This window comes from Streptomyces sp. NPDC093801, from assembly GCF_040701585.1.
GTDB lineage: Bacteria > Actinomycetota > Actinomycetes > Streptomycetales > Streptomycetaceae > Streptomyces.
Window position 1 is genome coordinate 230164 of sequence record NZ_JBFBDP010000010.1, and the last position, 24012, is coordinate 254175.

General features: G+C 75.2%; 20 protein-coding genes. 10 read left to right on the plus strand and 10 right to left on the minus strand.

Annotated features, from left to right (window positions below; translation table 11 throughout):
• The first annotated feature begins 81 nt into the window (after positions 1–81).
• The 3 genes from AB0469_RS14225 to AB0469_RS14235 all read left to right on the plus strand — a co-directional run bounded on the left by AB0469_RS14225 (position 82) and on the right by AB0469_RS14235 (position 3806).
• Positions 82–2550, plus strand: coding sequence for a PQQ-binding-like beta-propeller repeat protein (locus AB0469_RS14225; protein WP_366451628.1), 2469 nt, complete (start codon positions 82–84; stop codon positions 2548–2550).
• 146 nt (positions 2551–2696) lie between these two features.
• A complete protein-coding gene (locus AB0469_RS14230) occupies positions 2697–3194 on the plus strand; it encodes a peptidylprolyl isomerase (RefSeq protein WP_366451629.1) in 498 nt (165 codons plus the stop codon).
• A gap of 159 nt (positions 3195–3353) precedes the next feature.
• A complete protein-coding gene (locus AB0469_RS14235) occupies positions 3354–3806 on the plus strand; it encodes a hypothetical protein (protein WP_366451630.1) in 453 nt (150 codons plus the stop codon).
• A gap of 72 nt (positions 3807–3878) precedes the next feature.
• On the opposite strand, the gene AB0469_RS14240 is transcribed toward AB0469_RS14235, so the two are convergent.
• The 5 genes from AB0469_RS14240 to AB0469_RS14260 all read right to left on the minus strand — a co-directional run bounded on the left by AB0469_RS14240 (position 3879) and on the right by AB0469_RS14260 (position 7491).
• Positions 3879–4382 (minus strand): hypothetical protein, encoded by a 504-nt coding sequence (locus AB0469_RS14240; protein ID WP_366451631.1) that lies wholly within the window; start codon positions 4380–4382, stop codon positions 3879–3881.
• A 75-nt stretch (positions 4383–4457) separates the two neighbouring features.
• Positions 4458–4904 carry an SRPBCC domain-containing protein gene (locus AB0469_RS14245; protein WP_366451633.1) on the minus strand — a complete coding sequence of 149 codons (447 nt, stop codon included), beginning with the start codon at positions 4902–4904 and terminating at the stop codon, positions 4458–4460.
• A gap of 177 nt (positions 4905–5081) precedes the next feature.
• Positions 5082–5858, minus strand: coding sequence for an enoyl-CoA hydratase/isomerase family protein (locus AB0469_RS14250; protein ID WP_366451634.1), 777 nt, complete (start codon positions 5856–5858; stop codon positions 5082–5084).
• The gene (locus AB0469_RS14255) at positions 5855–6313 is read right to left on the minus strand and encodes a Zn-ribbon domain-containing OB-fold protein (protein WP_042810968.1); all 459 of its coding nucleotides are present in this window, start codon (positions 6311–6313) and stop codon (positions 5855–5857) included. Before AB0469_RS14255 ends, AB0469_RS14250 begins: the two co-directional genes overlap by 4 nt.
• Positions 6314–6339: 26 nt before the next feature.
• Entirely contained in the window at positions 6340–7491 is a 1152-nt protein-coding gene (locus tag AB0469_RS14260) for a lipid-transfer protein (RefSeq protein ID WP_366451635.1), read from the minus strand.
• 98 nt (positions 7492–7589) lie between these two features.
• Between AB0469_RS14260 and AB0469_RS14265 the strand changes: the two genes are divergently transcribed.
• Complete coding sequence (locus tag AB0469_RS14265; protein WP_366451636.1) at positions 7590–9503, plus strand: FadD3 family acyl-CoA ligase; 1914 nt, start codon at positions 7590–7592, stop codon at positions 9501–9503.
• Between the two features lie 22 nt (positions 9504–9525).
• Here the strand turns inward: AB0469_RS14265 and AB0469_RS14270 are convergent, their stop codons facing one another.
• Positions 9526–10245: a hypothetical protein gene (locus AB0469_RS14270; protein WP_366451638.1), complete on the minus strand. Its 720-nt coding sequence runs from the start codon at positions 10243–10245 to the stop codon at positions 9526–9528.
• A 151-nt stretch (positions 10246–10396) separates the two neighbouring features.
• Here AB0469_RS14270 and AB0469_RS14275 point away from each other — a divergent pair, with 151 nt between their 5' ends.
• Both AB0469_RS14275 and AB0469_RS14280 read left to right on the plus strand, forming a co-directional pair.
• The gene (locus tag AB0469_RS14275) at positions 10397–12328 is read left to right on the plus strand and encodes a sialidase family protein (protein ID WP_366451639.1); all 1932 of its coding nucleotides are present in this window, start codon (positions 10397–10399) and stop codon (positions 12326–12328) included.
• A gap of 62 nt (positions 12329–12390) precedes the next feature.
• Positions 12391–14616, plus strand: a complete 2226-nt coding sequence (locus tag AB0469_RS14280) for a HEAT repeat domain-containing protein (RefSeq protein ID WP_366451640.1) — start codon at positions 12391–12393, stop codon at positions 14614–14616.
• On the opposite strand, the gene AB0469_RS14285 is transcribed toward AB0469_RS14280, so the two are convergent.
• The 3 genes from AB0469_RS14285 to AB0469_RS14295 all read right to left on the minus strand — a co-directional run bounded on the left by AB0469_RS14285 (position 14613) and on the right by AB0469_RS14295 (position 19065).
• Positions 14613–15341, minus strand: a complete 729-nt coding sequence (locus tag AB0469_RS14285; protein WP_366451641.1) for a class I SAM-dependent methyltransferase — start codon at positions 15339–15341, stop codon at positions 14613–14615. The genes AB0469_RS14280 and AB0469_RS14285 overlap by 4 nt on opposite strands.
• Positions 15342–15688: 347 nt before the next feature.
• A complete protein-coding gene (locus tag AB0469_RS14290; protein WP_042809668.1) occupies positions 15689–15895 on the minus strand; it encodes a hypothetical protein in 207 nt (68 codons plus the stop codon).
• A gap of 191 nt (positions 15896–16086) precedes the next feature.
• Positions 16087–19065, minus strand: a complete 2979-nt coding sequence (locus AB0469_RS14295; protein ID WP_366451642.1) for a BTAD domain-containing putative transcriptional regulator — start codon at positions 19063–19065, stop codon at positions 16087–16089.
• A 153-nt stretch (positions 19066–19218) separates the two neighbouring features.
• Here AB0469_RS14295 and AB0469_RS14300 point away from each other — a divergent pair, with 153 nt between their 5' ends.
• Positions 19219–20439, plus strand: coding sequence for an amidohydrolase family protein (locus tag AB0469_RS14300; RefSeq protein ID WP_366451643.1), 1221 nt, complete (start codon positions 19219–19221; stop codon positions 20437–20439).
• A 62-nt stretch (positions 20440–20501) separates the two neighbouring features.
• Here the strand turns inward: AB0469_RS14300 and AB0469_RS14305 are convergent, their stop codons facing one another.
• Positions 20502–21593 carry an alpha/beta hydrolase gene (locus AB0469_RS14305; protein ID WP_366451644.1) on the minus strand — a complete coding sequence of 364 codons (1092 nt, stop codon included), beginning with the start codon at positions 21591–21593 and terminating at the stop codon, positions 20502–20504.
• 197 nt (positions 21594–21790) lie between these two features.
• Here AB0469_RS14305 and AB0469_RS14310 point away from each other — a divergent pair, with 197 nt between their 5' ends.
• From AB0469_RS14310 to AB0469_RS14320, 3 genes are all read left to right on the plus strand, one after another.
• Positions 21791–22633, plus strand: a complete 843-nt coding sequence (locus AB0469_RS14310) for a trypsin-like peptidase domain-containing protein (protein ID WP_366451645.1) — start codon at positions 21791–21793, stop codon at positions 22631–22633.
• Positions 22634–22764: 131 nt separating this feature from the next.
• The gene (locus AB0469_RS14315; RefSeq protein ID WP_366451646.1) at positions 22765–23403 is read left to right on the plus strand and encodes a hypothetical protein; all 639 of its coding nucleotides are present in this window, start codon (positions 22765–22767) and stop codon (positions 23401–23403) included.
• Between the two features lie 9 nt (positions 23404–23412).
• Positions 23413–23982, plus strand: coding sequence for a DUF6434 domain-containing protein (locus AB0469_RS14320; protein ID WP_366451647.1), 570 nt, complete (start codon positions 23413–23415; stop codon positions 23980–23982).
• Positions 23983–24012 lie beyond the last annotated feature (30 nt).

Here is a 24012-nt window from a genome sequence, read left to right on the forward strand (position 1 = left end):
GGTGCCGGTGCGCGCTGGTGGACGCGCTGTTTGCAAGAGCGGGCCCGGGCAGAGGGCCCGTACGGGGAGGTGTGGAGGCGAGTGGTGGAGCAGCTGACGCAGCACGACCCGAGACGGATCGGCCCCTTCGAGGTGCTGGGACGGCTCGGCGCCGGCGGCATGGGGCTGGTCTATCTCGCGCGGTCGGCGTCCGGTCGGCGGGTCGCGATCAAGACGGTGCGCACCGAGCTCGCGGAGGACCAGCTGTTCCGCGTGCGGTTCACGCGCGAGGTCGAGGCGGCGCGCGCGGTGTCCGGTTTCTACACCGCGGCCGTGGTCGACGCCGACCCGCGCGCGGCCGTGCCGTGGCTGGCGACCGCGTACGTGCCGGCGCCCTCGCTGGAGGAGATCGTCAACGAGTGCGGGCCGATGCCCGTACAGGCCGTGCGCTGGCTCGCGGCCGGCATCGCGGAGGCGCTGCAGTCCATCCACGGGGCGGGCCTGGTCCACCGCGACCTGAAGCCGTCCAACGTGCTGGTCGTCGAGGACGGGCCGCGCGTGATCGACTTCGGCATCGCGAGCGGCGTGTCCAACACGCGGCTGACGATGACGAACGTCGCCGTCGGCACCCCCGCCTACATGTCGCCGGAGCAGGCGAAGGACTCGCGCAGCGTCAAGGGCGCCAGCGACGTGTTCTCGCTCGGCTCCACCCTCGTCTTCGCCGCGACGGGGCACCCGCCGTACCACGGGGCGAACCCGGTCGAGACGGTGTTCATGCTGCTGCGCGAGGGACCCAACCTCGACGGGCTCCCGGACGAGCTGCGGCCGCTGATCGACTCCTGCATGCAGATGGACGCCACCCAGCGCCCGACCCCCGCCGACCTCCAGGCGCAGCTCGCCCCGCACCTCTTCGACGGCGGCGACGACAGCGGGACCGCCTCGGCGTGGCTCCCGGCGCGGGCCGTCGCGATGATCGAGGCCCGGCGCGCCGGCAACCGTACGCCCGTCCCCGGCGTCCCGGCCCCGGGCGGCCCCTCCCAGGCCCCGCGGGGCGGATCCGCTTCCGTGTCCGGGCCCGCCCCCGGGCCGGTCTCCGGGCCCGTCTCCGCACCGCCCGTCTCCGGCCCCGCCACGCACCGCAGGCCCCCGCGCGGCACCGCCGACCCCTTCACCGACCCGCGCACCGGGCAGGCCCTGCCGCCGCGCCCGGACCGCCCGCCGATGGCCCCCGCGTCCTCGCTGCCGGGCGCGCCGGTGCGCCTCGGCGGCTCCCCGGTGCCGATCGGGCCCGGCCCGCGGGCGACGGCCCCGGCCCCGGCCGGGCACGCCTCCGCGGACTCGGCGACCGGCTGGGTGCGGCCGCCGGCCGGCGTCGCCGCGTCCGCCGCGGCCCCGGTGGCGACCCCGTCCGTACCGGCCCCCGGGCCGTCCCCGGACAGCGGCCGCTGGCGGCCGTGGCGCTTCCGCATGTCGAACGAGGTCTGGGGCACCCCCACCGTCGCGGGCGACCTGCTGTACGTCACCTCCTTCGAGGTGCACGCCCTGGACGTGGGCAGCGGGCGGCGCCAGTTCAAGACCCGTGACGTCGCCTGGTCCATGGCGGTCGCCGACGGCCGCATCCACGCCTCCGACGGGCCCTCCCTCTTCGCCCTCGACGCCGCGGACGGCTCCGAGCGGTGGCGGCTGAACGCCGACGCGTGGGTGTACGCGCTGCGCGCCGAGCGGGGCACCGTCATCACCGCCACGCGCGGCGGCGGCGTCCAGGGCTGGGAGGCCTCCAATGGCCAGAAGCTGTGGGAGCTGACCGGCGCCCAGTCCGACTTCGAGACGCCGGAGGCGGCCCCCGTCCTCCACGACGGCACGGTCTACGTCTGGCAGGACGCCCGGCTGCGCGCCCTCGACGCCCGCTCCGGGCTGGAGGCCTGGTCGTACCCGGTCGGGGACGCGGCCTCCTGCGGCAACGTCCCGGTCCGCGTCACCCCGGCCTCCGACGGCAACGTGTACGTGGCCGCCGGCACCCGGGTGCTGTCCGTGGACCGGGCCTCGGGCCGGGTCCGCTGGCACTTCGAGGCGCCCGCCGTCTTCCTGGCCCCGCCCGCGTTCGCGCCGGGCCCGGCGGTCACGGGCGGCGGGGTGTACCTCGCGGACTACCTGGGCACCGTCTACGCCCTGGACGCGGCCACCGGCAAGGACCGCTGGCGCATCGCCACCGAGCCGCGCCCGGCCGCGGACCCGGTGCTGGTGGCGGGCGGCAACGTCCACCTGGGCGCGGGCAGCGCCCTGTACACGCTCGACGCGGTCACCGGCACCCCGAAGTGGCGGTTCGCGGCGGGCGGCGAGATCACCGGCTCCCCGGTGGTCGCGGACGGCCGGGTCCACTTCGGCTCGGCCGACCACTGCCTGTACACCCTGGACGCGGCGGGCGGGCAGCTGCGCTGGAAGCTGGCCACGGGCGGCGAGATCACCGGTGCCCCGGTGGCGGAGGCGGGCGTGGTGTACGCGTGCAGCAAGGACCGCTGCGTGTACGCCCTGGACGCCGCCAAGGGCACGGGCACCCGTACGGGAGGCTGACCGGTCGGGGCCGGGGCGCGAGGACCGCCCCGGCCCCGCCCGACCGCGCTCCGCACCCGCCCGGAACACCCGCACGGGCCCTCCGTCCGAGTGCTCCGGGGCCCCGCCGGGTCGCGTTCCGCACCGGGAGTGACAGGATGGGACCCATGAGCAACGTCTACTTCGACATCACCATCGACGGCGCGCCCGCCGGCCGTATCGTCTTCGAGCTGTTCGACAAGGTCGTCCCGAAGACCGCCCAGAACTTCCGCGAGCTCGCCACCGGCCAGAACGGCTTCGGCTACGCCGGCTCCGGCTTCCACCGCGTCATCCCGCAGTTCATGCTGCAGGGCGGCGACTTCACCAACCACAACGGCACCGGTGGCAAGAGCATCTACGGCGAGAAGTTCGCGGACGAGAACTTCGAGCTGAAGCACGACAGCAAGTACCTCCTCTCGATGGCGAACGCCGGCCGCAACACCAACGGCTCGCAGTTCTTCATCACCACCGTCCTGACCCCGTGGCTCGACGGCAAGCACGTCGTCTTCGGCAAGGTCGTCGAGGGCACGGACGTGGTCGACAAGATCGAGTCCCTGGGCTCCCCCTCCGGCGCCACCCGCGCCAAGATCGAGATCGCGGCCTCCGGCGTCGTCGACGCCGCCTGATCCGTCTCGTCCGATCCGTCTCCACGGACACCGGCCGGCCCCGCCCCCCTTCCCGGGGAGCGGGGCCGCCGCCGTTCCGGCCGCCGGGCGCGGCGGCCGCACTGTCGGTGGCCCCTGGTAGCGTGACCGGCCGTTGTCCTCGGGGGAAGGAATCGCGCCATGGTGGCCGGTCGTCATATCAGGTTCACTGCCGTACTCGTGGGCGTCGTGCTCTCGCTCACCGGCTTCTCCGCCCACGGCCGGCACGGCGGCAGCGGCGGCCACGGCTGCTCGTCCGGCAAGAGCAGCCACAGCAGCACCAACGACAGCAACAGCAGCAACAGCAGCACCGGCAGCGGCAAGAGCAAGAAGAGCGACGCGCCCGCCCACGCCACGGTCGTCTCCTGCGCCGCGCCCGGCCGCACGAGGGCCGTCCTCCAGGTCACGTCGGACCTGGACACCCAGCGCACCGTCGAGGTGCCGCTCACCTTCGAAGGCAACGCGGGCACCGTCGACCGGACCTCGGTCCGCGTCACGCTGAAGCCGCGCGAGACCCAGACGGTCACCGTCCCCATGGCCAGCCCGGGCCAGGTGAACGACGTCCAGCGCTGCCAGGTCGGCAGGATCGCCTGACCGGGCCGGCCCGGGGCGCGTCCGCAAGGTCCCGCCTGCCCCGGGCGGCCGGCGCCACCGTGCGGACACCCCCTAGTACCGGCCGCCCGGCCCCCACGGCTCGGGTTCGGCGGCCGGCCGGGGCGCCACCGGTTCGAGGTCCAGGCCGCGACCGCGCGGCCGGCGGCGCCGGCCGCGCATGACCACGGCCGCCAGGAGCAGCAGTGCGCCCGCCCCGACGGCGCAGGCGAGGCCTTCGCCCAGGCCCTCCCCGTCCACGCCGACCGCCAGGCCCCCGGCCGCCTGGCCCTGGCGGACCATCCACAGCACCGCCGCGCCCAGCACCACCAGGCCCGCCAGCCCCATGAGCGGCCGCGACCGCCGCAGGACCGCGCAGAGCGCGAGGAGCGCGGCGCAGAGCATCGGCAGGAGCAGCGAGCCCAGCAGCGCGGGCGGGTCGGTGGTGACGCCGGAGAACAGCTCCCCGACGCGGTAGTGGCGGCCGGGCCGGCCGTCGTACCAGGCGCGGAAGGGGCTCCAGACGGCGGCGGCCGCTCCGGCCAGGCCCAGGAGCGAACCGATCGCGTTGCGGATCATGCCCGGCCCTCCGGGGTGGGGATCATGATCCCGACGCTAGCCCGGCACCCCCGGGCCCGCACGCCGGCCGTGGCGTCAGGGGGTGGAGCGGGTCGATTCGGCGCGGGCGCGCAGGGCCTCGTTCATCGCGGTGAAGTTGCGGGCCGTCCCCTCCAGCAGTCTGCCGAGGAAGGGGACGAGCAGCCCCCGGAAGCGCTCTCCGTGCTCCACCCGGGTGCTGCGCCCCGGGCCCTCGGAGAGCCGGACGAAGTGCTCGCCGTCGAAGAGCCCGCGGACGAGGAAGTGCCCCGTCCAGCGGAGTTCGGCCGCGGGCACGCAGATCCGTACCACCGGGTGGAAGGTGGTCGGCTTGCCCGACTCGGCGTACATCGTCAGCCGGAGGCGCTCGCCGGGGGCCACCTCCCCGTCGGCCTGTCGGATGAAGGGGTTCCAGACGCAGTAGCGGGGCAGGTCGGTCAGGACCTCCCAGACCTCCTCGGGGGTCGCGTCGATGGTGATCTCGGTGGTGATGTTGCGTCGCATGTGCCCGTGTTCCTCGTGGTGACGTGGTGCTCACCGAAGGGACGCGGGGGTGTGCGGCGGCCGCCGGGTTCGGTGCTGGGATGCAACCACGGATCCACCGGTTCCCGGTAGCGTGACCGCCGTTTGTCTCAGGGGGAGGGACTCGGCCATGCCGGTCGCCGGCTTCGCCACCCCTGATCAGCGCAGCCGGAACTCCGTCCCCGGCCGGCGGCCCGCGAACAGCTCCGTCTGGCGGCCGGGCGGCAGGTTGCCCAGCGCGATCAGCGCCGGGGCCTGGGCGAGGGCCTGCTGCAGGGCGGCCTGCTTCGCCGACCACAGGGCCCGGACGGTGCCCTGGACGCCCTCGGCCGGGAACGATGCCAGGGTCCGCGCCGACCGCACCGCCGCCGCGAGCAGTTCCCCGGGCTCGGCCAGCTCCGACACCAGGCCGATCTCGTACGCCCGTCGCGCGGACAGCCGCTCCGCCGTCCCCATCAGGGACATCCGGGCGACCTCCCCGAAGGGCATCCGCTGGGCCATGTAGACGGCCTCGTAGGCGCTCACCATCCCGTACGAGGTGTGCGGGTCGAAGTAGGTGGCGGTGGTCGCCGACACGACGAACTCCGACTCGCCCAGCAGGTAGAAGGCCCCGCCGCAGGCCATGCCGTTGACGGCGGCGACCACCGGCTTCCACAGGTCGTTCGCCTTCGGCCCGATGGCGACCAGCGGGTCGTCGACCGAGTACGGGGAGGCCGGCTGCGGCACCTGCGCCGAGCGGTCGATGCCGGTGCAGAACGCGGCCGTGCCCGCGCCCGTCACCACCACCGCCCGCACCTCCTCGTCGAAGCGCAGCTCCCGCCACAGCGAGGCCAGTTCCGCAGCCGTGTCCAGGTCGATCGCGTTGTGCCGCGCCTCCCGGTCCAGGGTGACGACCGCGACCCCGCTCCCCTTCTCCCGCTCCACCCGCAGGGTCACGGCCGCTCCAGGATCCAGCGCGGCACGGCCGTACCGCCCGTCTCGGTGAACACCACCTGCACCCGCGCGCCGATCCTCAGCCGGGACGGGTCCACCGAGTCGAGCCGGGCGCCGGCGGAGGCGACCAGGTTCCCGGCCAGCCGGATGTGCGGGGCGTCGGCGAGCTCCACCAGGACCACGTTGTACGGGGCCTGCGCCGCGTACGCCGGCAGCAGCGGGGGGTGCGGCAGGACGTAGGACCAGATCCGGCCCCGCCCGCTCATCAGGCGCCACTCGGAGTCGAAGGACCGGCAGTGCGGGCAGCAGGGCCGGGGTGGGAAGCGGAGCCTGCCGCAGGAGGCGCAGGCCTGGACGCGGAGCTCGCCGCGGGCGGCGTACTCCCAGAAGGGGGCGCCGTCCTCGTCGGGGACGGGGAGCAGGAGCTGGAGTTCGTCGGCGCCGGGGGCGGTGGTCATCGTGCGGCTCCTCGGGGAAGGGGGGCTCAGGCGCGCAGCAGGATCGCGGACGTCGGGACGCCCTCGCCGGCCGTCACCAGGCAGGTGGCGGCGTCCGGCACCTGGGCGGTGGAGGTGCCGCGCAGCTGCTTGACGCCCTCGTTGATCAGGTTGAAGCCGTGCACGTACGCCTCGCTCAGCCCGCCGCCCCCGGTGTTGATCGGGAGCCGGCCGCCGATCTCCAGCGCCCCGCCCTCGGTGAAGGCGGCGCCCTCGCCGCGCCCGCAGAAGCCGTAGCCCTCCAGGGAGAGCGGGATCAGGGGGGTGAAGGCGTCGTAGATCTGGGCGACATCCACGTCGGCGGGCCCGAAGTCGGCCTGCTTCCACAGGTGCCGGGCGGCGGTCCAGGCGGGCCCCGACAGCGGGTCGTCGTTCCAGTAGTTGACCATCCCGTGGTGCTGGGCGGGCAGGCCCTGGGCTGCGGAGTGCACGTAGACCGGCTTCTGGCGGCAGTCGCGGGCGCGCTCGGCGGAGACGACCACGCAGGCCAGGGCGCCGTCGGTCTCCAGGCAGTTGTCGAAGAGGCAGAGCGGGTCGCTGATCATGCGGGAGGTCATGTACATCTCGCGGGTCAGCGGCCGCTCGTACATCATCGCGGCGGGGTTCTCGTTGGCCCGGTTGCGGCAGGCCATCGCGACGTTGAAGAGGTGGTCGCGGGTGGCCCCGTACTCGTGCATGTAGCGGCGGGCCAGCATGCCGATCTCGTCGGCGGGCCGCAGCAGCCCGAAGGGCCGGGTCCACTGGGCGGGGGTGGGCAGCTGGACGGCCGTGTTCTTCCAGGGCCGCGGGCCGGAGCCGCGCTTGCGGGAGCGCCAGGCGACGCCGACGGTGGCCTGGCCGGTGGCGATGGCGGCGGCGAGGTGCCCGACGGTGGCGCAGGAGCCGCCGCCGCCGTAGCCGACCTTGGAGAAGAAGGTGACGTCGCCGGCGCCGATGGCCTTGGCGACCTCGACCTCGTCGGTCTCCTCCATCGTGTAGGAGGCGAAGGCGTCCACCTCGCCGGGGTCGATGCCGGCGTCGGCGAGCGCCGCCAGGATCGCCCGGCAGGCCAGTTCCTTCTCCGGCGCGGGTAGCCGCTTGGCAAAGGGGGTCTGGCCGATGCCGACGATTGCCGTAGCGTCCTTGAGCGTTGCCGCCATCGCCACCTCCGGGGTGCGCCGGTACTGCTGACAGCCGCGAAGGCTACAGCTAATCTGACGGATAGTCAGCTACTGGGTTCCAGGGGGAGGGGCGGGCGATGGGCCGAGGCGACCACGAGGACCACGGCGGCACCGGCGCGTTCGGGCTCGGACCAGCGGGAACGGACACGGTGGGCACGGGTACGGGCACGGGCACGGGCACGGGCGTGCCGGACGGGGCCGCGGTGGGCACGGGCGCTCCGGTGGGCACGGGCGCTCCGGTGGGCACGGGCGCTCCGGACGGTGGCACGCCGGACGGTGGCACGCCCGACGGGTCCGAGGCGCACCGGGCCGAGGTGCATGCGGCCGAGGTGCATGCGGTCGAGGTGCATGCGGTCGAGGTGCACGCGGCCGAGGCGGACGGGGCGGACCCGCGCGGAGACCTGCGCTGGGGGACCGTCGCCGCCCTCGTACGGGACGCCGCCCGCCGCCACGCCGGCCGCGAGGCCGTCGTCGACGGCCGCACCCGCCTCGACTACGCCCAGCTCGGCGACCGCGTCGAACGGGCCGCCGCCGCCTGCCTCGCCGCCGGCGTCGAACCCGGCGACCGCGTCGCCGTCTGGGCGCCCAACACCGCCGACTGGATCGTCTCCGCCCTCGGCGCCGTCACCGCCGGCGCGGTGCTCGTCCCCCTCAACACCCGCTTCAAGGGCGCCGAGGCCGCCTACGTCCTGCGGCGCAGCCGCGCCCGCCTGCTCTTCGTCACCGGCACCTTCCTCGGCACCTCCTACGTCGCCTCCCTGCGCCGCGCCGCGGCCGAAGGCCCCGGCGGCGGGCCGCTGCCCGGGCTGCCCCACCTGGAACAGGTCGTGGTCCTCGCCGACGACGTCCCCGCCGACTTCCGCACCTGGAAGGACTTCCTCGCCGGAGGCGACCGGGTCCCGGCCGCCGCGGTCCGCACGCGCGCCGACGCGATACCCCCCGACGCCCCCTCCGACATCGTCTTCACCTCCGGCACCACCGGCAGCCCCAAGGGCGCCGTCATCACCCACGCCCAGACCCTGCGCTGCTACGCCGTCTGGAGCGAGCTCGCCGGACTCCGCGAGGGCGACCGCTACCTCATCGTGAACCCCTTCTTCCACACCTTCGGCTACAAGGCCGGGATCATCGCCTGCCTGATGCGCGGGGCCACGATGGTCCCCCAGCCCGTCTTCGACGTCGACACCGCCCTCGCCAACATCGCCGCCGAGCGGATCTCCGTGCTCCCCGGACCGCCCACCCTCCACCAGTCCCTCCTCGACCACCCCCAGCGCGACCACCACGACCTCTCCGCGCTGCGCCTGGTCGTCACCGGAGCCGCCGTCGTCCCCCTCCAGCTCGTCGAACGGCTCCGCGCCGAACTGCGCATCGCCACCGTCCTGACCGCCTACGGGCTCTCCGAGGCCTCCGGCATCGTCACCATGTGCCGCCGCGGCGACCCCGCCGAGGTCATCGCCGCCACCTCCGGCCGCGCCATCCCCGGCACCGAACTGCGGATCACCGGCCCCGACGGCACCGCACTGGACCCCGGCACCCCCGGCGAGGTCTGGGTCCGCGGCCACCACGTGATGCGCGGCTACTTCGAGGACCCCGAGGAGACCGCCCGCACCCTCACCCCCGAGGGCTGGCTGCGCACCGGCGACGTCGGCGTCCTCGACGCGCACGGCAACCTGCGCATCACCGACCGGATCAAGGACATGTTCATCGTCGGCGGCTTCAACGCCTACCCCGCCGAGATCGAGCAACTCCTCGGCCTGCACCCCGACATCGCCGACGTCGCCGTCGTCGGCGTCCCGGACCCCCGGCTCGGCGAGGTCGGCAAGGCCTACGTCGTCCGCCGCCCCGGCTCCACCCTCACCGCCGACGACCTGATCGCCTGGTCCCGCCGCGAGATGGCCAACTACAAGGTGCCCCGCGCGGTGGAGTTCGTCCCCGGCCTGCCGCGCAACGCCGGCGGCAAGGTCCTCAAGACCGAACTGCGCGCCCGCCGCTGACGTCCCGGCCCGCCCCCGCCCGTCAGGCGACCGCGCGCAGCCCGGCCACGGTGTGCGGGTCGCCGCCCGCGTACGCCAGGTCGGCGCGGGCGGCGCACTCGCGCGCGGCCACGTCCCGGCCCAGCGGGGACAGGGCCGCGCAGTACAGGAGGGCGCCGAGCGGGATCAGATCCAGGCTGACGGCCATCGCGGCCGTGCCCAGCAGCACCGCCAGGGGGCGCCACACCCCGATCCGGCGCTCGACGGCCAGCTGCGTCACGATCCACAGCAGGCCCACGTAGAACAGCATCGGCCCGACCGAGTACACGAGCGGCTCCACCCCGGGCCGGCTCTGGACCTCCTCGAACAGCCGGTCCATGCCCGCCCGGTCGGCCGACTGCCACCCGACGACCAGGTCGACGCCCGCCTGCGCGACGGCCGCCACCGCACCGGCCAGCCCGAGCCCCGTCGCCACACCGGCGCCCACCCGACCCACCCGCCCGGCCGGAACCGCCAGCCGCCGCAGCCCCAGGAACACCACGCCGAACAGCGCCACCCCCGCGGCCAGCGCCAGGTGCCCGGCCGTCCAGGCGGCGCCGGGGCCGTGGTCCGGGTCCGCGAGCCGCACCACCCCGTACACCAGCAGGCACAGCGGGGCGGCGGCGAAGGCACCCCGCACGAACGCGGTCCGACGCCGCCCCCACGGCCGGACGGCCACCGGCCGCGCGCCCCGAACACCCTGCACAGAAGCTTCGTTGGTCATGGCCCGATCCTCCCCGCCCCCCACCCGTCCCGGATCCGGCATCACCCCCACCCCCACCCCGAGGCGACCCCGACGCGCCCCTGACCACCCCGGCCCCCGCCGACCCGCGGGTTAGCCTGCACGGGTGAGCGTGCGTCAAACAGTCGACCGAATGCGGCGGGGGAGCGTGGAGCGGGCCGGTACCCGGGCCGGCGCCGCCTTCGCGCTGACCCTCGCCGTGGCCCTCGTGCTGGCCTTCGTCCTGCGGCCCGACGCACCCGCCGGCCCGGCGGACGCCGACGGCCCCGAGCCCGCACACCGGACCGGACTGACCGCGGCCGTCTCCGCCCCCTTCAACGCCTTCACCGAGGGCTACGACTGCTACCGCATCCCCAGCCTCACCACCACCAAGGACGGCACCCTGCTGGCCATCGCCGAGGCCCGCACCTCCGGCTGCGCCGACATCGGCGACATCGACCTCGTCCTGAAACGCTCCACCGACGCGGGCCGCACCTGGGGCCCCCTCCAGGTCATCCGCGGCGCCGGAGACCCCGGCGCCTACGGCAGCCCCGCCCCCGTCGTCGACTCCGCCTCCGGCCGGATCTCCCTCCTCCACGCCTACAGCACCTGGACCGCCGACGCCGACGGCAACCGCGTCCGCGGCCCCCGCGAACTGCGCCTGGCCCACAGCACCGACGACGGCGCCACCTGGACCACCGACCCCGACCCGCAGCCCCAGCTCAAGGACCCCGACTGGGCCTGGGTCTCCGTCGGCCCCGGCCGCGGCGTCCAGATGACCCCCACCCGCCCCGACCGCCCCGGCCGCCTCGTCATCGGCTCCGACTACCGCACCGGGACGGACGCATCGGGCGCCCAGCTCCTCTACAGCGACGACGGCGGCCTCACCTGGGCCGCCGGCGCCCGCTGGAGCGCCCCCGCCGGCACCCCCGCCCCCAGCGAACCCGCCCTCACCCAGCTCCCCGACGGGCGGATCTACCTCAACGCCCGCTCCACCGCCACCTGCGGCACCCCCGACCACCGCCTGTCCGCGACCGTCGACGACGCCTCCGCACCCGCGTTCCCCGCCCCCGGCTTCACCCCCGTCGCCGACCTCCCCGCCCCGCCCGCCTCCGGCTCCGTACTCCAGCTCCCCGGCGGCCCCCTCCTCCTCACGGCGCCCAGCCGGCCCGGCGCCGAGTCCTCCGACCGCTGGACCCTGGCCGTCCGCACCTCGCAGGACGAGGGCCGCACCTGGTCGCAGGACGGCGCCGTCGTCCTGCGCGAACGCGCCGGCTACTCCGACATGGCCGCCCTGCCCGGCGGCCGCGTCGGCCTGCTCTACGAGACCGCCAACGGCACCCCCCACGGCTACATCAAGTTCACCGCCTTCGGCCTCACCGAACTCCGGTCCGCCGCCGAGGACCTCACCCCCCGCCGCACCGCCGACACCGGCCCGTACCGCGACGACGCCGTCGTCCACGGCGCCCCCCGCCTCGGCAACCGGCCCGGCGGCGGCAAGGCCATGCGCTTCGACGGCACGGACGACTTCCTGCGCCTGATCGACTGCCCCGACGAACTGCGCGTGGGTGCGGAGGACTTCGCCGTCGCCACCTGGGTCCAGTACAAGACCCGTGGCCAGGACCGGGGGAGCGGCCTGCGCCGGCCCCTCCTGTGGGCCTACGGCCAGGGGCCCGCCGCCAAGCAGTTCCGCCTCGAGGCCGACCCCGCCACCGGCCGCCTCGAAGCCACCGTCAACGCCGGGACCGGCCCCGTCACCGTGACCTCCCCGACCCGCACCGACGACGACAAGTGGCACCACGTCGTCCTCCAGCGCCACGGCGGCCGCCTCGAACTCTCCGTGGACGGCAGGGCCCCGGCCACCGCCGCGACCCCCACCGGCCCCGCCGGCGACCTCCGCCCCGGCGGCGCCTTCACCGTCCACCTCGGCACCCGTCCCGACTACAAGGCCTTCTACGCCGGAGCCCTGGACGACGTGCGCGTCTACGGCCGCGCCCTGTCCCGCAACGACATGGCCCGCCTGCGCGACGGCCACGACGTCACCGACGAGGAACGCGTCCACCTCGCCTTCGACGCCATCCGGTGACCGGCGGCGGCCCGGCTCCCCCGCCGCCCCCGCTGTCAGTGCCCCGTGCCATGGTGCCGTGCATGATCAACGACCTCGACGGCATCGACTGGGTCTCCCTGGGCCACGCCTACGGCCCCGGCGGTGAGATTCCGGGATGGCTGAGGGGCATGGCCGACCCCGACCCCGACGTCCGGCACCAGTCGTTCGCCGGCTTCTACAGCGCGGCCCACCACCAGGGCGACGTCTACCCCTGCACGGTGGCCGCCCTGCCGTTCCTCCTCGGCCTCGCCGACGACCCCGCCACCCCCGACCGGGCCGCCGTCACCGCCCTGCTGCTCAGCATCGGACGGGAGGCCGCCGACCGCGACGACGACGACATCCGCTTCGCCCCGGACGGCACCGAGTCCACGGCCCCGGCGGACGCCATGGCCCTGCTCCGGGCCCGGGCCGACGCCTTCGTCCGCTACGCGGCCGACCCGGAGGAGGGCGTACGGCGGGCGGGCATCGAAGGCGTGGGCCTGTTCACCGCCGACGCCGACCGCGCCCTGCGGATCCTGTGCGACCGGCTGCCGGCCGAGAGCGGCACCGTGGAACGGCTGCTGGTCATCCGCACCGTGGCGGACCTGGCCCTGCGCCTGGGGGCCGCCCGGCCCGCCGCCACCGCCTGGCTCGACACCCTCGCCCAGGACACCGCCGCCGACCCCGACATCCGGCTCGGCGCCCTCGTCCACCGCGCCCGCTGCGCCCCGCAGGACGTCACGGCCGACACCGTGCCGACGGCGATCGACCTCCTGCACCGGCTCGCGCCCGCGCCGGAGGAGTCCGGCGACCAGGGGTGCGACGCCTCCACCGGCGGCTGCGCCTGCGCCGAGGCCGACCCCGCCCCGGACGCCGAGGCCGACCCCGCCCCGGACGCCCCGGCCGACCCCGCCCCGGACGCCCCGGACGCCCCGGACGCCCGGGACCCCCAGGGCACCCAGGACGCCGCGAACCAGAGCGTCCCCCCGCAGATCGCCGCCGCCTTCGAGGACCTCGACCGGCACGGCCGCGTCCACGCCCCCACCACGGGCCTGCTGGAGGCCTTCCACGAGGTCCTCGACGCCCGCGTGCCCGAGCGCACGGCCCTCCTCACCGCCCAGCTGGACAGCCCCGACCCGGCCACCCGCCACGACGCCGTCGCCATGGCCAAGGAGCTGATCGGCTCCCGGCGCGGCGACCACACCGGGCTCGTCCTCCTCCTCGCGCGGTGCCTCAGGCCCCGCGAGCCCTACACCACCGCCGCCGCGGCCGAGGCCCTCCGCTCCCTGGGCCCCCTCGCCGAACCCGCCCGCGAAGCCCTGGCCGGCTGCGTCGCCGCGCACCGGACCACCCACGGGCCGGACGTCTGGGCGTCCCGCCGGCCCCTGCTGCGCCGCGCCCACCAGGAAGCCGTCATGACACTGGCGCGCCTGGGCGACCCGCGCGCCCTGCCGAGCCTGCTGACCGGCCTGGACGGCGGAGTCGACGCATGGCGCGCGGTGCAGGTCGCCGGCAGCCTGGGCCCGGCCGCCGCCGGGGAACTGGCACCCCGGCTGATCCGGCACCTGGGAGACGCCGACCTCTCCACGCAGTGGCCCGGCATGGGCGCGGGCGCCCTGCTCTCCGCCCTGGCCGCACTGGGCGACCCGGCGGCCGTCCCCGCGATCACGCGGGCCGTCGAGGAGGCCATGGGCCACGACCAGTGGCCCACCGCTGCCTGCGCACTGGACGCGCTCGCCTCCTTCGGCACCGCGGCCGCGTCCGCCCTGGAGACGGTCCGGCCGCTGGCCGACGCCGAGGACGTGGACCTCCGCCTGGCCGCCACCGGGGCCCTGTGGGCACTGGAACGCGACCCGCTGGACACCGTCCCGCGGCTGAGGGGACTCCTCGACGGCTACCGCAGCCACCAGGCGGCCGCGGTGCTCGCCACCATCGGCCCGCCCGCCGCGGCGGCCGTGCCCCGCCTCAGGGAGCTGCTGACCACGGGGGACACCTGGACCCGTGTGCACGCCGCGACCGCGCTGTGGGACATCGCCGGAGAGACCGGGACCCAGGCCGTCCTGGGGGCCCTGCTGGCGGCCTGGGAGACGAACGACACCACCTCGAACCGCGTCCTGGCCTGTCTCCTGCGGATGGGGCCGGCCGCGGCACCGGCCCTGCCCCGCATCGAGGCGGAACTGGCGAAGCCCCACCGCGAGGGCTTCTTCCGCAGCATCGCCGCCGACGAAGAGGTGCTCCGGCTGTGCCGCACCGTCCAGGAGCGCCTCACGGCGGTGACGGAACCCTAGGGCGCGGGCTTGCGGGCCAGCAGGAGCCGCCAGTGCGGGGTGCCGTCCGCGCGCCGGCCGAAGGGGGCCAGCGGGACCGTCTCCACGGTGAAGCCCGCCGCCGTCAGGTCCGCGCGGACCGGACCGAAGGGGAAGGTGCGGTAGTACATGACGAACGGAGGCCGCCACACCGCGTTGCGGACCCGCATCGCCGCGTCGAACCCGGCCGCCGCCCACCACACGGGCGAGGCCAGGGGGACCGGAGCGCCGACCGGGAAGGCGAACACCCCGCCGGGGCGCAGCGCGCGGTGGACCGCGCCGAAGAGGGCGGGCCGCTCGGCCGGCAGGAAATGGCCGAAGGCGCCGAAGCTGACGGCGAGGTCGTAGGTGTTCCAGAGCCGTTCGGGCAGGGCCAGGACGTCGGCCCGGACGAGGTCCACCCCCTCGGGGTGCGCGCGCCCGGCCTGCGCCAGCATGCCGGCGCTGAGGTCGACCCCGGTGACCCGGTCGCGGCAGAGGCGGCGCAGCATGCCCAGCCCGGCGCCGGTGCCGCAGCAGACGTCCAGCCCGGAGCCGAAGGAGCCCTCCTCCTGGGCCAGGGCCTCCTCGACGGCGTCGAGCATCCGGTCCGGGGTGCGGAAGGGCGTCCGGTCGAACTTGGGGGCGAGGAGGTCGTAGCCCCGCTCGACGGAGGAGAGGGCCTGGACGGCCAGTTCGCGCAGGCTCGGGCCCTGGGAGGTGAACACGGGCCCAGCCTAGTGACCGGGCGGCCGGGCCGGGGCCGGACGGGGGCCGGGCCTGCGGACCCGATCGCGGAAAACACCGAAACGCGGGCGCGCGGCGGTCGCGGTGGTCCCCCTCCGGCCACCGCGACCGCCGCTCCCCGTACCGGCTCGCCCGGATTCCCCCGAATCCCCCGTGGGCTCGCCCGTACGGTCCCCCCGTGTTCCCTACCGGTGGTGCATCCCCCGTGGTGCATCCCCCGTGGTTTCCCGCTGTTTCCCCCGTACGTCCTCGGGCGGTCCCCCCGTACGTCCCCCGTACGACCGCTCAAGGCCCCCCGTACGTTTCCCCCGTACGCCGTGCCGTGCCGTTACGGGCGCGGACCGGACGCGTGGTTGTCCATCGACACGATGTCGACGTCCGAGGCGTGGTTGTCCTGCGGCTTGTCGCCGGGCTTGACCACGACCGGCGGTTCGGCCGCCGGGTCGCCCAGCGGGTTGATGTCGGCGCCCGAGGCGTGATTGTCGAGCGGTCTGATGTCGCCGTCGAGCGGCAGGATGTTCTCGTTCGTCGCCATCGACTCTCTCCTGATCGTGTGTGGCGCCTGATGGTGGTCGGGCCCGTTCGGCGATTCCCCCGTGGACCGCCGAACGGGTTGTGCAACCAGCCGGCCCGAGTGCCCCCCGACGCCCCGGGTCGATGCACTCATCCTGCCGCGCGGCGATAAACGAACGATGAACGTGTCCGTCCATCGGCGGTCACCGCAGGTCAGGCGGCCAGCTCCGACGCCAGCAGCGCCTGCACTTCGGCCAGTTCCGCCGACCCCAGCTGGCGGAACACCGTCTCCGCGTCCCGCCAGCACGCCCGCGCCCGGTCCGGCTGGCCCAGCCGCCGCAGCGCCTTGCCGAGCACGGTCAGCACCGTCGCACGGCGCCACTCCCCGCCGATCCCGCGCAGCGCGATGGCCTGCTCGGCGTGCTTGGCGGCCAGGGTGGGCCGCAGGGCGGCCAGATGGGCCTCGGCGAGCCGGAAGTGCGTCACGCCCTCCCACAGCGGCTGCCGGTTGTCGTGGAACAGCGACAGCGCCTCGCCGAGCTGTTCCAGCGCCTCCGTGAGCCGGCCGGCCTGGGTGAGCGCGATGCCCAGCGCGTAGCGGCCGTTGGCCAGGCGCAGGGTGAGGCCCATCCGGTCGTATATGGCGATGCCCTGCTCGGCGAGTTCGATGGCGCTGGACAGCCGGCCGAGCACGACGTGGATCCGGGAGAGGTTGCACAGGGCGCTGGCCTCGCCGATGTTGTTGCCGTCGGCCCGGAAGTTCTCGATGGCCTCCAGCAGGAAGCGCTCGCCGTCGGTGTGCCGCCCCTGGTAGAGGGCGATGATCCCGCGGTCGTTGGGCGCCCAGCAGCTGGGCAGCGGGTCTCCGGCCAGCCGGGCCAGGTCCATGGCCTGGCGCGCCTGGTCGTCGGCCTCGGCGAACCGGCCCACGAAGAGGTGGACCATGGTGAGGGTGGTCCGTGCCCGGCCCTCGGCGCGCGGGTCGCCGGCGGCGCGCGCGGCCTCGCACACGGTCTCCGCGGCGGACTCGTACTGCTTGGAGTTGGCGCCGGACTCGGCGAGGTCCTTGGCCGCCCACAGCAGGTCCACGGCCCGCCGCAGGGCGTCCGGCCGTCCGGCGGACTGCCGTACGCAGGCCAGCAGCGGGTCGGCCTCGGCGAACAGCCAGTCCAGGGCGGCGCGGGGCTCGGCGAGGACGAGTCCGGGGTGGCGGGTCCCGGAGAGGTGGGCGGGCAGGCGGTCGCCGGGCCGCTCCAGGGCGTACACGCGGGACGCGGTGGCGAGGTAGAAGTCGAGGAGCCGGTCGAGGGCGGCCTCGCGCCCGCCGGCGGGCTGCTCGTCGCGTTCGGCGCACGCACGCGCGTAGAGGCGTACGAGGTCGTGGAAGCGGTAGCGGCCGGGGGCGGCGGATTCCAGGAGGGAGCAGTCGACTAAGGCCTCCATGAGGTCCTCGGTGTCGTGCTCGGGCAGGTCGAGGACGGCGGCCGCGGCGGCCAGCGAGATGTCCGGGCCGTCGGCGAGGCCCAGGAGGCGGAAGGCGCGCTGCTGGGCGGGTTCCAGCTGGCCGTAGCCGAGCTCGAAGGTGGCCTTGACGGCCAGGTCGCCTGACTGGAGCTCGTCGAGGCGGCGGCGCTCGTCGGCGAGCTTGGCGGCGAGGACGGAGACGGTCCAGGTGCGGCGGGAGGCGAGCCGTGAGGCGGCGATGCGGATGGCGAGCGGCAGGAACCCGCAGGCGCCGACGACGTCGAGGGCGGCCTGGCGTTCGGCGCCGACGCGTTCGGCGCCGACGATGCGGGTGAACAGCTGCAGGGCCTCCTCGGGGCTCATCACGTCGAGGTCGACGAGATGGGCGCCGGCGAGGCCCGACATCCGGACCCGGCTGGTGACGAGGGCGGCGCAGCCCGCGGTGCCCGGCAGCAGCGGGCGGACCTGGGCGGCGTCGCGGGCGTTGTCGAGGAGGACCAGGACGCGGCGGCCGTCCAGGGTGGAGCGGTAGAGGGCGGCCCGGTCGGCGGGGGAGTCGGGGATGGCGCTGTCGGGGGTGCCGAGGGCGCGCAGGAAGGAGCCGAGGACGGCCTCGGGCGGGACGGGACGGGGCTCGGTGCCCTGGAGGTCGACGTAGAGCTGGCCGTCGGGGAAGTGCGGGCGGGCGGCGTGCGCGACGTGCACGGCGAGGGTGGTCTTGCCGACGCCGCCGATGCCGGCCAGTGCGGAGACGGCCATGACCTGTCCGTCGGAGCCCGAGAGGATCTCGCCGAGCTCGCTGACGAAGGGGGCCCGGCCGGTGAAGTCCGGGACGGTGGCGGGCAGCTGGGCGGGCCGTACGGGTACGGGGGAGGCGGTCGGGGCCGGGTCCTCGGCGCGGGCGAGTTCCGCGTCGGCGTTCAGGATGCGCTGCTGGAGGGCGGAGAGCTCGGGGCGCGGGTCCACCCCGAGTTCCTCGGCGAGGAGGCGGCGGGTGTCCGCGTACACGGCGAGGGCCTCGGCCTGGCGGCCGCTGCGGTAGAGGGCGAGCATGAGCAGCTCGCGCAGCCGCTCGCGCAAAGGGTGGGCGGCGGTGAGGGCGGTGAGCTCGGAGACGGCCTCGGCGTGGTGGCCGACCTCCAGGTCCAGGTCGAGGCGGGTCTCCAGCAGCTGGAAGCGCCATTCGGTGAGCCGGGTGCGCTCGGTCTCGGCGTGCGGGCCGGGGACCCCGGCGAGGGGTTCGCCGTCCCACAGGTCCAGGGCGCGGGCCAGCAGCGTCCGGGCGAGGGCGCGGTCCCCGGCGGTGCGGGCCCGGTCGGCGTCGGCGGCGAGGCTGCGGGCGATGCCGAGGTCGAGGGCCTCCTGGTGGCGCAGCCGGATGGCGTAGCCGCCGGCATCGCTGACGAGCAGCTCGGGGTCGAGGACCTTGCGCAGCCGGGAGGCGTACGTGCGGATGGTGGCGAGGGCCTGCTGCGGGGGGTCCTCGCCCCAGATGGCGTCGATCAGTTCGGGCGCGGTGGCGGTGCGGCCGTCGCGCAGCAGCAGCGCGGCGAGCAGGGCGCGCTGCTGCGGACTGCCGGAAGGCAGGGTCTCGCCGCCGCGCCAGGCCCGGATGGGTCCGAGCACGGCGAAGCGGTTGTCTCCGGGATCGGGCGCTCCGGGCGCCCCGGGTGCGCCGGGACCGTCGGAGACGTTCGGCTGGTGCGGGATGGCCGGTCCGCCGTCCATCTGTCCTCCCCCTGCCTTCCGTCGGTTCAAGGGTCAGTCTGCCCTGTGTTGCACGTAAGCGTCAGCCCGCGGCGGAGCCATCCGCTCCCGGCCGGGGAACGGCCGGCGCCCAAAGAGCTGACGGTTCGTCAGATCGACGCTACCGTAAGAGCCATGGAGACCTTCCCGAAGATCATCTCGGTGGACGACCACACGGTTGAACCTCCTCACGTCTGGCGGGACCGGCTCCCGTCGAGATTCCGCGACACCGGCCCCCGGATCGTCCGCGCCCCCCTCAAGGAAATGACCTTCCTCGGCGGCAGGTTCGCCCCCGTCATGGGCGCCAAGGGCGACGACGGCCCCATCGGCGACTGGTGGGTGTACGAGGACCTGCACCGGCCGCTCACCCGCCTCGACACCGCCGTCGGGTACGACCGCGACGAGATCAAACTGGAAGTCATCACCTACGAGCAGATGCGCCCCGGCTCCTTCTCGGTTCCCGAGCGCCTCGCCGACATGGACGTCAACCACGTCCAGTCCGCCCTCTGCTTCCCCACCTTCCCGCGCTTCTGCGGCCAGACCTTCACCGAGGCCAAGGACCGCGAACTCGGCCTCCTCGGCGTGCGCGCGTACAACGACTGGATGGTGGAGGAGTGGTGCGGACCCCTCGCCGGGGGCCGCCTCATCCCGCTGACCCTCATCCCCCTGTGGGACGCCCGCCTCGCCGCCGAGGAGGTGCGCCGCAACGCCGCGCGGGGCGTGCGCGCCGTCGCCTTCTCCGAGATACCGCCGCACCTGGGGCTCCCGTCGATCCACACGGACGAGTGGGACCCCTTCCTCCGGGCGTGCGACGAGACCGGCACGGTCATCGCCATGCACATCGGCTCCTCGTCGCGCATGCCGTCCACCTCGGCCGACGCACCGCCGGCCGTCGGGTCCACCATCACCTTCGCCAACTGCTGCTTCTCGATGGTCGACTGGCTGATGAGCGGCAAGTTCGAACGCTTCCCGAACCTGCGGATCATGTACGCCGAGGGCCAGATCGGCTGGATCCCCTACATCCTGGAGCGCGCGAACGTGGTCTGGGAGGAGAACCGCGGCTGGGGCGGCGTCGCCGACAAGGTCCACCGCCCGCCGTCCGAGCTCTTCGCGGAGCACGTCTTCGGCTGCTTCTTCGACGACGCCTTCGGTCTGCGGAACCTGGACTCCATCGGCGTCGGCAACGTCCTCTACGAGACGGACTACCCGCACTCGGACTCCACCTGGCCCAAGTCGCGCGAGGTGGGCGAGGCCCAGATGGGGCACCTGGACGCGGAGGTGGTGGAACGCATCGTGCGCGGCAACGCCATCGACCTGCTGGGGCTCACCCCCGAAGGGCTGTGGCCGGGGGCCTGAGACGGCCGCAGGGGGTGGGGGCCGGGCCCCCACCCCCTACCGCCCCGGACCGGCGCCGGCCGTCACCCCGCGGCGGAGGCCGCGCGTCCGCCCGCCACCACCGGGCGGACGTGCGCCAGCAGCAGCTCCAGGAAGCGGTCCGGGCGGTGCAGCGCCGCGAAGTGGCTCGCGTCCTCGATCAGTGCGAAGGCCTTCACCGGAGCCTCGACTTCGTCGAAGTAGGCCTTGGCGCGCGCCGCCGGGGTGATCACGTCCAGCGCGCCCTGGAAGACGAAGAACGGCACCTCGAACCGGGTCCCGTCGGCCCGGTCGTCGAAGCCGTGCGTCCCGACCGTGACCGGCTCCGAGAAGGCCTGTCCCTTGAAGTACGCGGCGATCCGGCCCGGGGAGTACAGCGGCGACAGCCACATCGAGCCCAGGACCACCTTCTTCACGGTGTCCAGGGTGAGCGGGTCGGAGCCGGTGCACAGCTTGTCGTACGCCGACCGCTGCGCCGAGGTCCAGCGGTTCGGGTCGGAGCCCATCGCCTCCAGCCCCGCCGCGTCCTTCGCCTTCCCGGCGGCCCGCAGCCGCTCCAGGGTGGCGTCGTAGGCGGAGGTGTCCCGGCCCGCGTCCAGGACGTTCTGGTCGGTGCCGACGTACGCCGAGAAGAGCTCGGGGTGGTTGCGGGCCAGCCGGAGCCCGAACACCGTGCCGAAGGAGCTCGGCATCAGCACCACCCGGTCCGTGCCGAGGCGCTCCCGGACGTGGTGGACGACCTCCAGCGCGTCCGCGTACAGCCGCTCGAAGGACGGTTCGCCGCCCTGGCCGGCGGGGCCGCCGTGGGCGAAGGTCAGCCCGGCCCCGCGCATGTCCCAGCGGACCAGGGTGAAGTGCTCCTCCCAGGCCCGGGTGCGGGCCCCGTACGGGGAGTTCGCCGCGCCCGGACCGCCGTGGACCTCCAGCAGCACGGGGTTGGCCCGGTCCTCGCCGCGCACGGAGATCCACTGGTCGATCCCGCCGATGCGGACGAAGCCCTGTTCGTCGATGCCGTTCGGCGCGTCGATGCGCATCAGGCGGGCATGTGCGGACCGGCGCACGGCGCGGTGGGCGAACAGGCCGGCGACAGGAGCGGCGAGCGCGGCGGCGGCGGTGGCGGCGATGATCCCGAGCATTACTGTTTCCCCCAGACACTGTTTTGCTGACGAGGAGGAGACTACGGCAAGGTCCGGGTTTGTAAAGGGGGTTGGGGCTCGGGGTGGGGCGGTGCGGCGCGGCCGGAATCCCGCCATCCCAGCGCCGCGCGAGGTTCGGACCTTGCACCCCGGCCCGTCGCCGGGGCATGCTTCGCCAGGGCAAAGCGGGAGGGATCATGGCGGTGGACAAGCGGTCCGTGGTGACGGCGGTGCTGTGCGCCGTGGCGGCGCTGGGCGCCTCGGCGGCGGTCGCCGAGCTGGTGCCCCCGCCCGAAGGGGCCGCCCCCGTGCACGCCAAGTCGGCCGCACCCTCCGGATCGCCGAGCGGTCCTTCGCGTTCGCAAGCGTCCAAGCCTCAGCTGGGCAAGCCCCAGTCGACCCCGGTCACGCCCAAGCCGGGCAACGCCGCCACCTTCACCGGCGCCCTGTTCACCGGCGGCCTGGACGGCGACCACTTCTGCACCGCGACGGTCGTCCGCAGCCCCGGCAAGAACCTGCTCATCACCGCCGGCCACTGCCTCCTGGAGGGCGAGCAGACCCGCGACGGCGGTGCGGTATTCGCACCCGCGTACGCGAACGGTGTCGCACCGTACGGGGTCTGGAAGATAGAGCAGGTCTACGAGGACAAGCGCTGGGCCGACGACACCGACGACGACTACGACCTCGCCTTCGCCCGCGTCGCCCCCGACGACAAGGGCCGCAACATCGAGGACCTCACCGGCGGCGCCCCCCTCGACACCACCGGCCGCGCGGGCGAGGAGGTCACGGTGACGGGCTACCCCGCCGACCGCAAGGTCCCCCGCACCTGCACGGCCGTCGCCGTCCGCACCGGCGAGCGCGAGCAGCGCTTCGACTGCTCCGACTTCCCCGGCGGGACCAGCGGCAGCGCCTGGCTCGGCCGCGACGGAAAGATCATCGGAATCCTGACGGGCGGCGACACGGACGACGTCTCCACCAGCACCGTCCTCGGCGACTACGCCGCCCAGCTCTACGCCAAGGCCACCACCCCCAAGCGCTGACCCTCCGTCCGGCGCACCCGTCCTCCCCCGCGCGGGGGAGGACGGCTCCCTCCCGTGCCCGATGCCCGGCAGGGGCCTCCCGAGCAGGATCGGCAGCGACCCGAACGCCGCTCCCGGAGGAGACCACCGCCATGCACCGGACGACCCTGCGCCTCGCCGTTCCCCTCGCCCTCGCCGCCGCCCTCGCCGCCCCGGCCTGCCTCCCCGCCTCGGCGGCGGACTCGCCCCCGGTTCCGGCCGCCGCCGGGGCGGGGAGGCGGGTGCCCGCCGTGGGCGGCATCAGCGGGTGGGGCCGCATGGCCTACGGAGACCCCCGCGACGACGTCCAGATCTCCGTCGACGCCCACGGCCTGTTCACACGGCCGGGCGCCGGGGCGCCGCCCGGACCCTCCCTCGCGGTCCGCTCCTGGGGCACCTTCCGCATCCAGCACTACTCGCCCCCCGAGGACGGGCGGCCCGGGAACTTCAACTGGGGCGACTTCCGCGTCGACTGCCTGCGCGTGGACGGGACCGAGGTGTCCGTGACGGGCCGCCTCGTCGACGCCGGACCGGTCTGGCAGCGCTTCCTCCACCGCAAGCCCCTGCCCGCCCGCATGGGCCTCAGCTTCCACGTCCCCCGCCCGGGCGACGCCGACGCGGCGCGCGTCGGCATCATCGCCCCGGCCGGCGACCAGGACATGCCGCGGTGCTCCACCGCGACGCCCGAAGCGGGCCTGACGGCGGGCGGCTACCGCCTCAGCGCCCCGGGAGCCGTCCCGCCCGGGGCCTAGCATGGGAACATGAATTCGAATGCCGGGGTGCCCGCGGACCCCTCGGAGGCGCGCCCACCCCTCACGCCCGCCCTCACCGGCGACGAACTCGCCCGCTGGTACTGGACGCTGGCCGAGCTGAACGCGCTGGCCCGGCGGCTCGACGTACCGCGCGGCGGCGGGAAGGCCGTGCTCACGGAGCGGCTGCGGGCCGCACTCGACGGCCGGCCGCTCCCCGCGGCCCCGGCCCGCCGTCCCGCGGCGGCCCGCCGGCTGTCCGCCCCGGTCGACGGCGCGACGGTCATCCCCGAGGGGCAGCGGTGCAGCCAGGTGCTCAGGGAGTTCTTCCGGCGGGAGATCGGCCCGGCGTTCCACTTCGACGGGTACATGCGCGCGTACGTCGCGCAGAACGCGGGCCGCACCCTGGCCGAAGCGGTCGCCCACTGGCACGCCACCCGGGCGGCCGCCGCCGAACCCCAGGAGATCGGTGCACAGTTCGAGTTCAACCGCTTCCTGCGCGCCTGGCACGCCGACCACCCCGCCGGCACGAGGGACGAGGCCCTGACCGCCTGGCGCACCCAGCGCTCGGCGCCGCGCTAGCCGCCCGCCGCCGGCCGCGCGCTCCGCCGG

What these genes read in the sequence shown, in the direction of transcription:
- AB0469_RS14230 (WP_366451629.1), top strand. Translation starts at nt 2,697, where the DNA reads ATGAGCAACGTCTACTTCGACATCACCATCGACGGCGCGCCCGCCGGC.
- AB0469_RS14235 (WP_366451630.1), top strand. Translation starts at nt 3,354, where the DNA reads ATGGTGGCCGGTCGTCATATCAGGTTCACTGCCGTACTCGTGGGCGTC.
- AB0469_RS14240 (WP_366451631.1), bottom strand. Translation starts at nt 4,382, where the DNA reads ATGATCCGCAACGCGATCGGTTCGCTCCTGGGCCTGGCCGGAGCGGCC.
- AB0469_RS14245 (WP_366451633.1), bottom strand. Translation starts at nt 4,904, where the DNA reads ATGCGACGCAACATCACCACCGAGATCACCATCGACGCGACCCCCGAG.
- AB0469_RS14255 (WP_042810968.1), bottom strand. Translation starts at nt 6,313, where the DNA reads ATGACCACCGCCCCCGGCGCCGACGAACTCCAGCTCCTGCTCCCCGTC.
- AB0469_RS14260 (WP_366451635.1), bottom strand. Translation starts at nt 7,491, where the DNA reads ATGGCGGCAACGCTCAAGGACGCTACGGCAATCGTCGGCATCGGCCAG.
- AB0469_RS14265 (WP_366451636.1), top strand. Translation starts at nt 7,590, where the DNA reads ATGGGCCGAGGCGACCACGAGGACCACGGCGGCACCGGCGCGTTCGGG.
- AB0469_RS14270 (WP_366451638.1), bottom strand. Translation starts at nt 10,245, where the DNA reads ATGACCAACGAAGCTTCTGTGCAGGGTGTTCGGGGCGCGCGGCCGGTG.
- AB0469_RS14275 (WP_366451639.1), top strand. Translation starts at nt 10,397, where the DNA reads ATGCGGCGGGGGAGCGTGGAGCGGGCCGGTACCCGGGCCGGCGCCGCC.
- AB0469_RS14280 (WP_366451640.1), top strand. Translation starts at nt 12,391, where the DNA reads ATGATCAACGACCTCGACGGCATCGACTGGGTCTCCCTGGGCCACGCC.
- AB0469_RS14290 (WP_042809668.1), bottom strand. Translation starts at nt 15,895, where the DNA reads ATGGCGACGAACGAGAACATCCTGCCGCTCGACGGCGACATCAGACCG.
- AB0469_RS14295 (WP_366451642.1), bottom strand. Translation starts at nt 19,065, where the DNA reads ATGGACGGCGGACCGGCCATCCCGCACCAGCCGAACGTCTCCGACGGT.
- AB0469_RS14300 (WP_366451643.1), top strand. Translation starts at nt 19,219, where the DNA reads ATGGAGACCTTCCCGAAGATCATCTCGGTGGACGACCACACGGTTGAA.
- AB0469_RS14305 (WP_366451644.1), bottom strand. Translation starts at nt 21,593, where the DNA reads ATGCTCGGGATCATCGCCGCCACCGCCGCCGCCGCGCTCGCCGCTCCT.
- AB0469_RS14310 (WP_366451645.1), top strand. Translation starts at nt 21,791, where the DNA reads ATGGCGGTGGACAAGCGGTCCGTGGTGACGGCGGTGCTGTGCGCCGTG.
- AB0469_RS14315 (WP_366451646.1), top strand. Translation starts at nt 22,765, where the DNA reads ATGCACCGGACGACCCTGCGCCTCGCCGTTCCCCTCGCCCTCGCCGCC.
- AB0469_RS14320 (WP_366451647.1), top strand. Translation starts at nt 23,413, where the DNA reads ATGAATTCGAATGCCGGGGTGCCCGCGGACCCCTCGGAGGCGCGCCCA.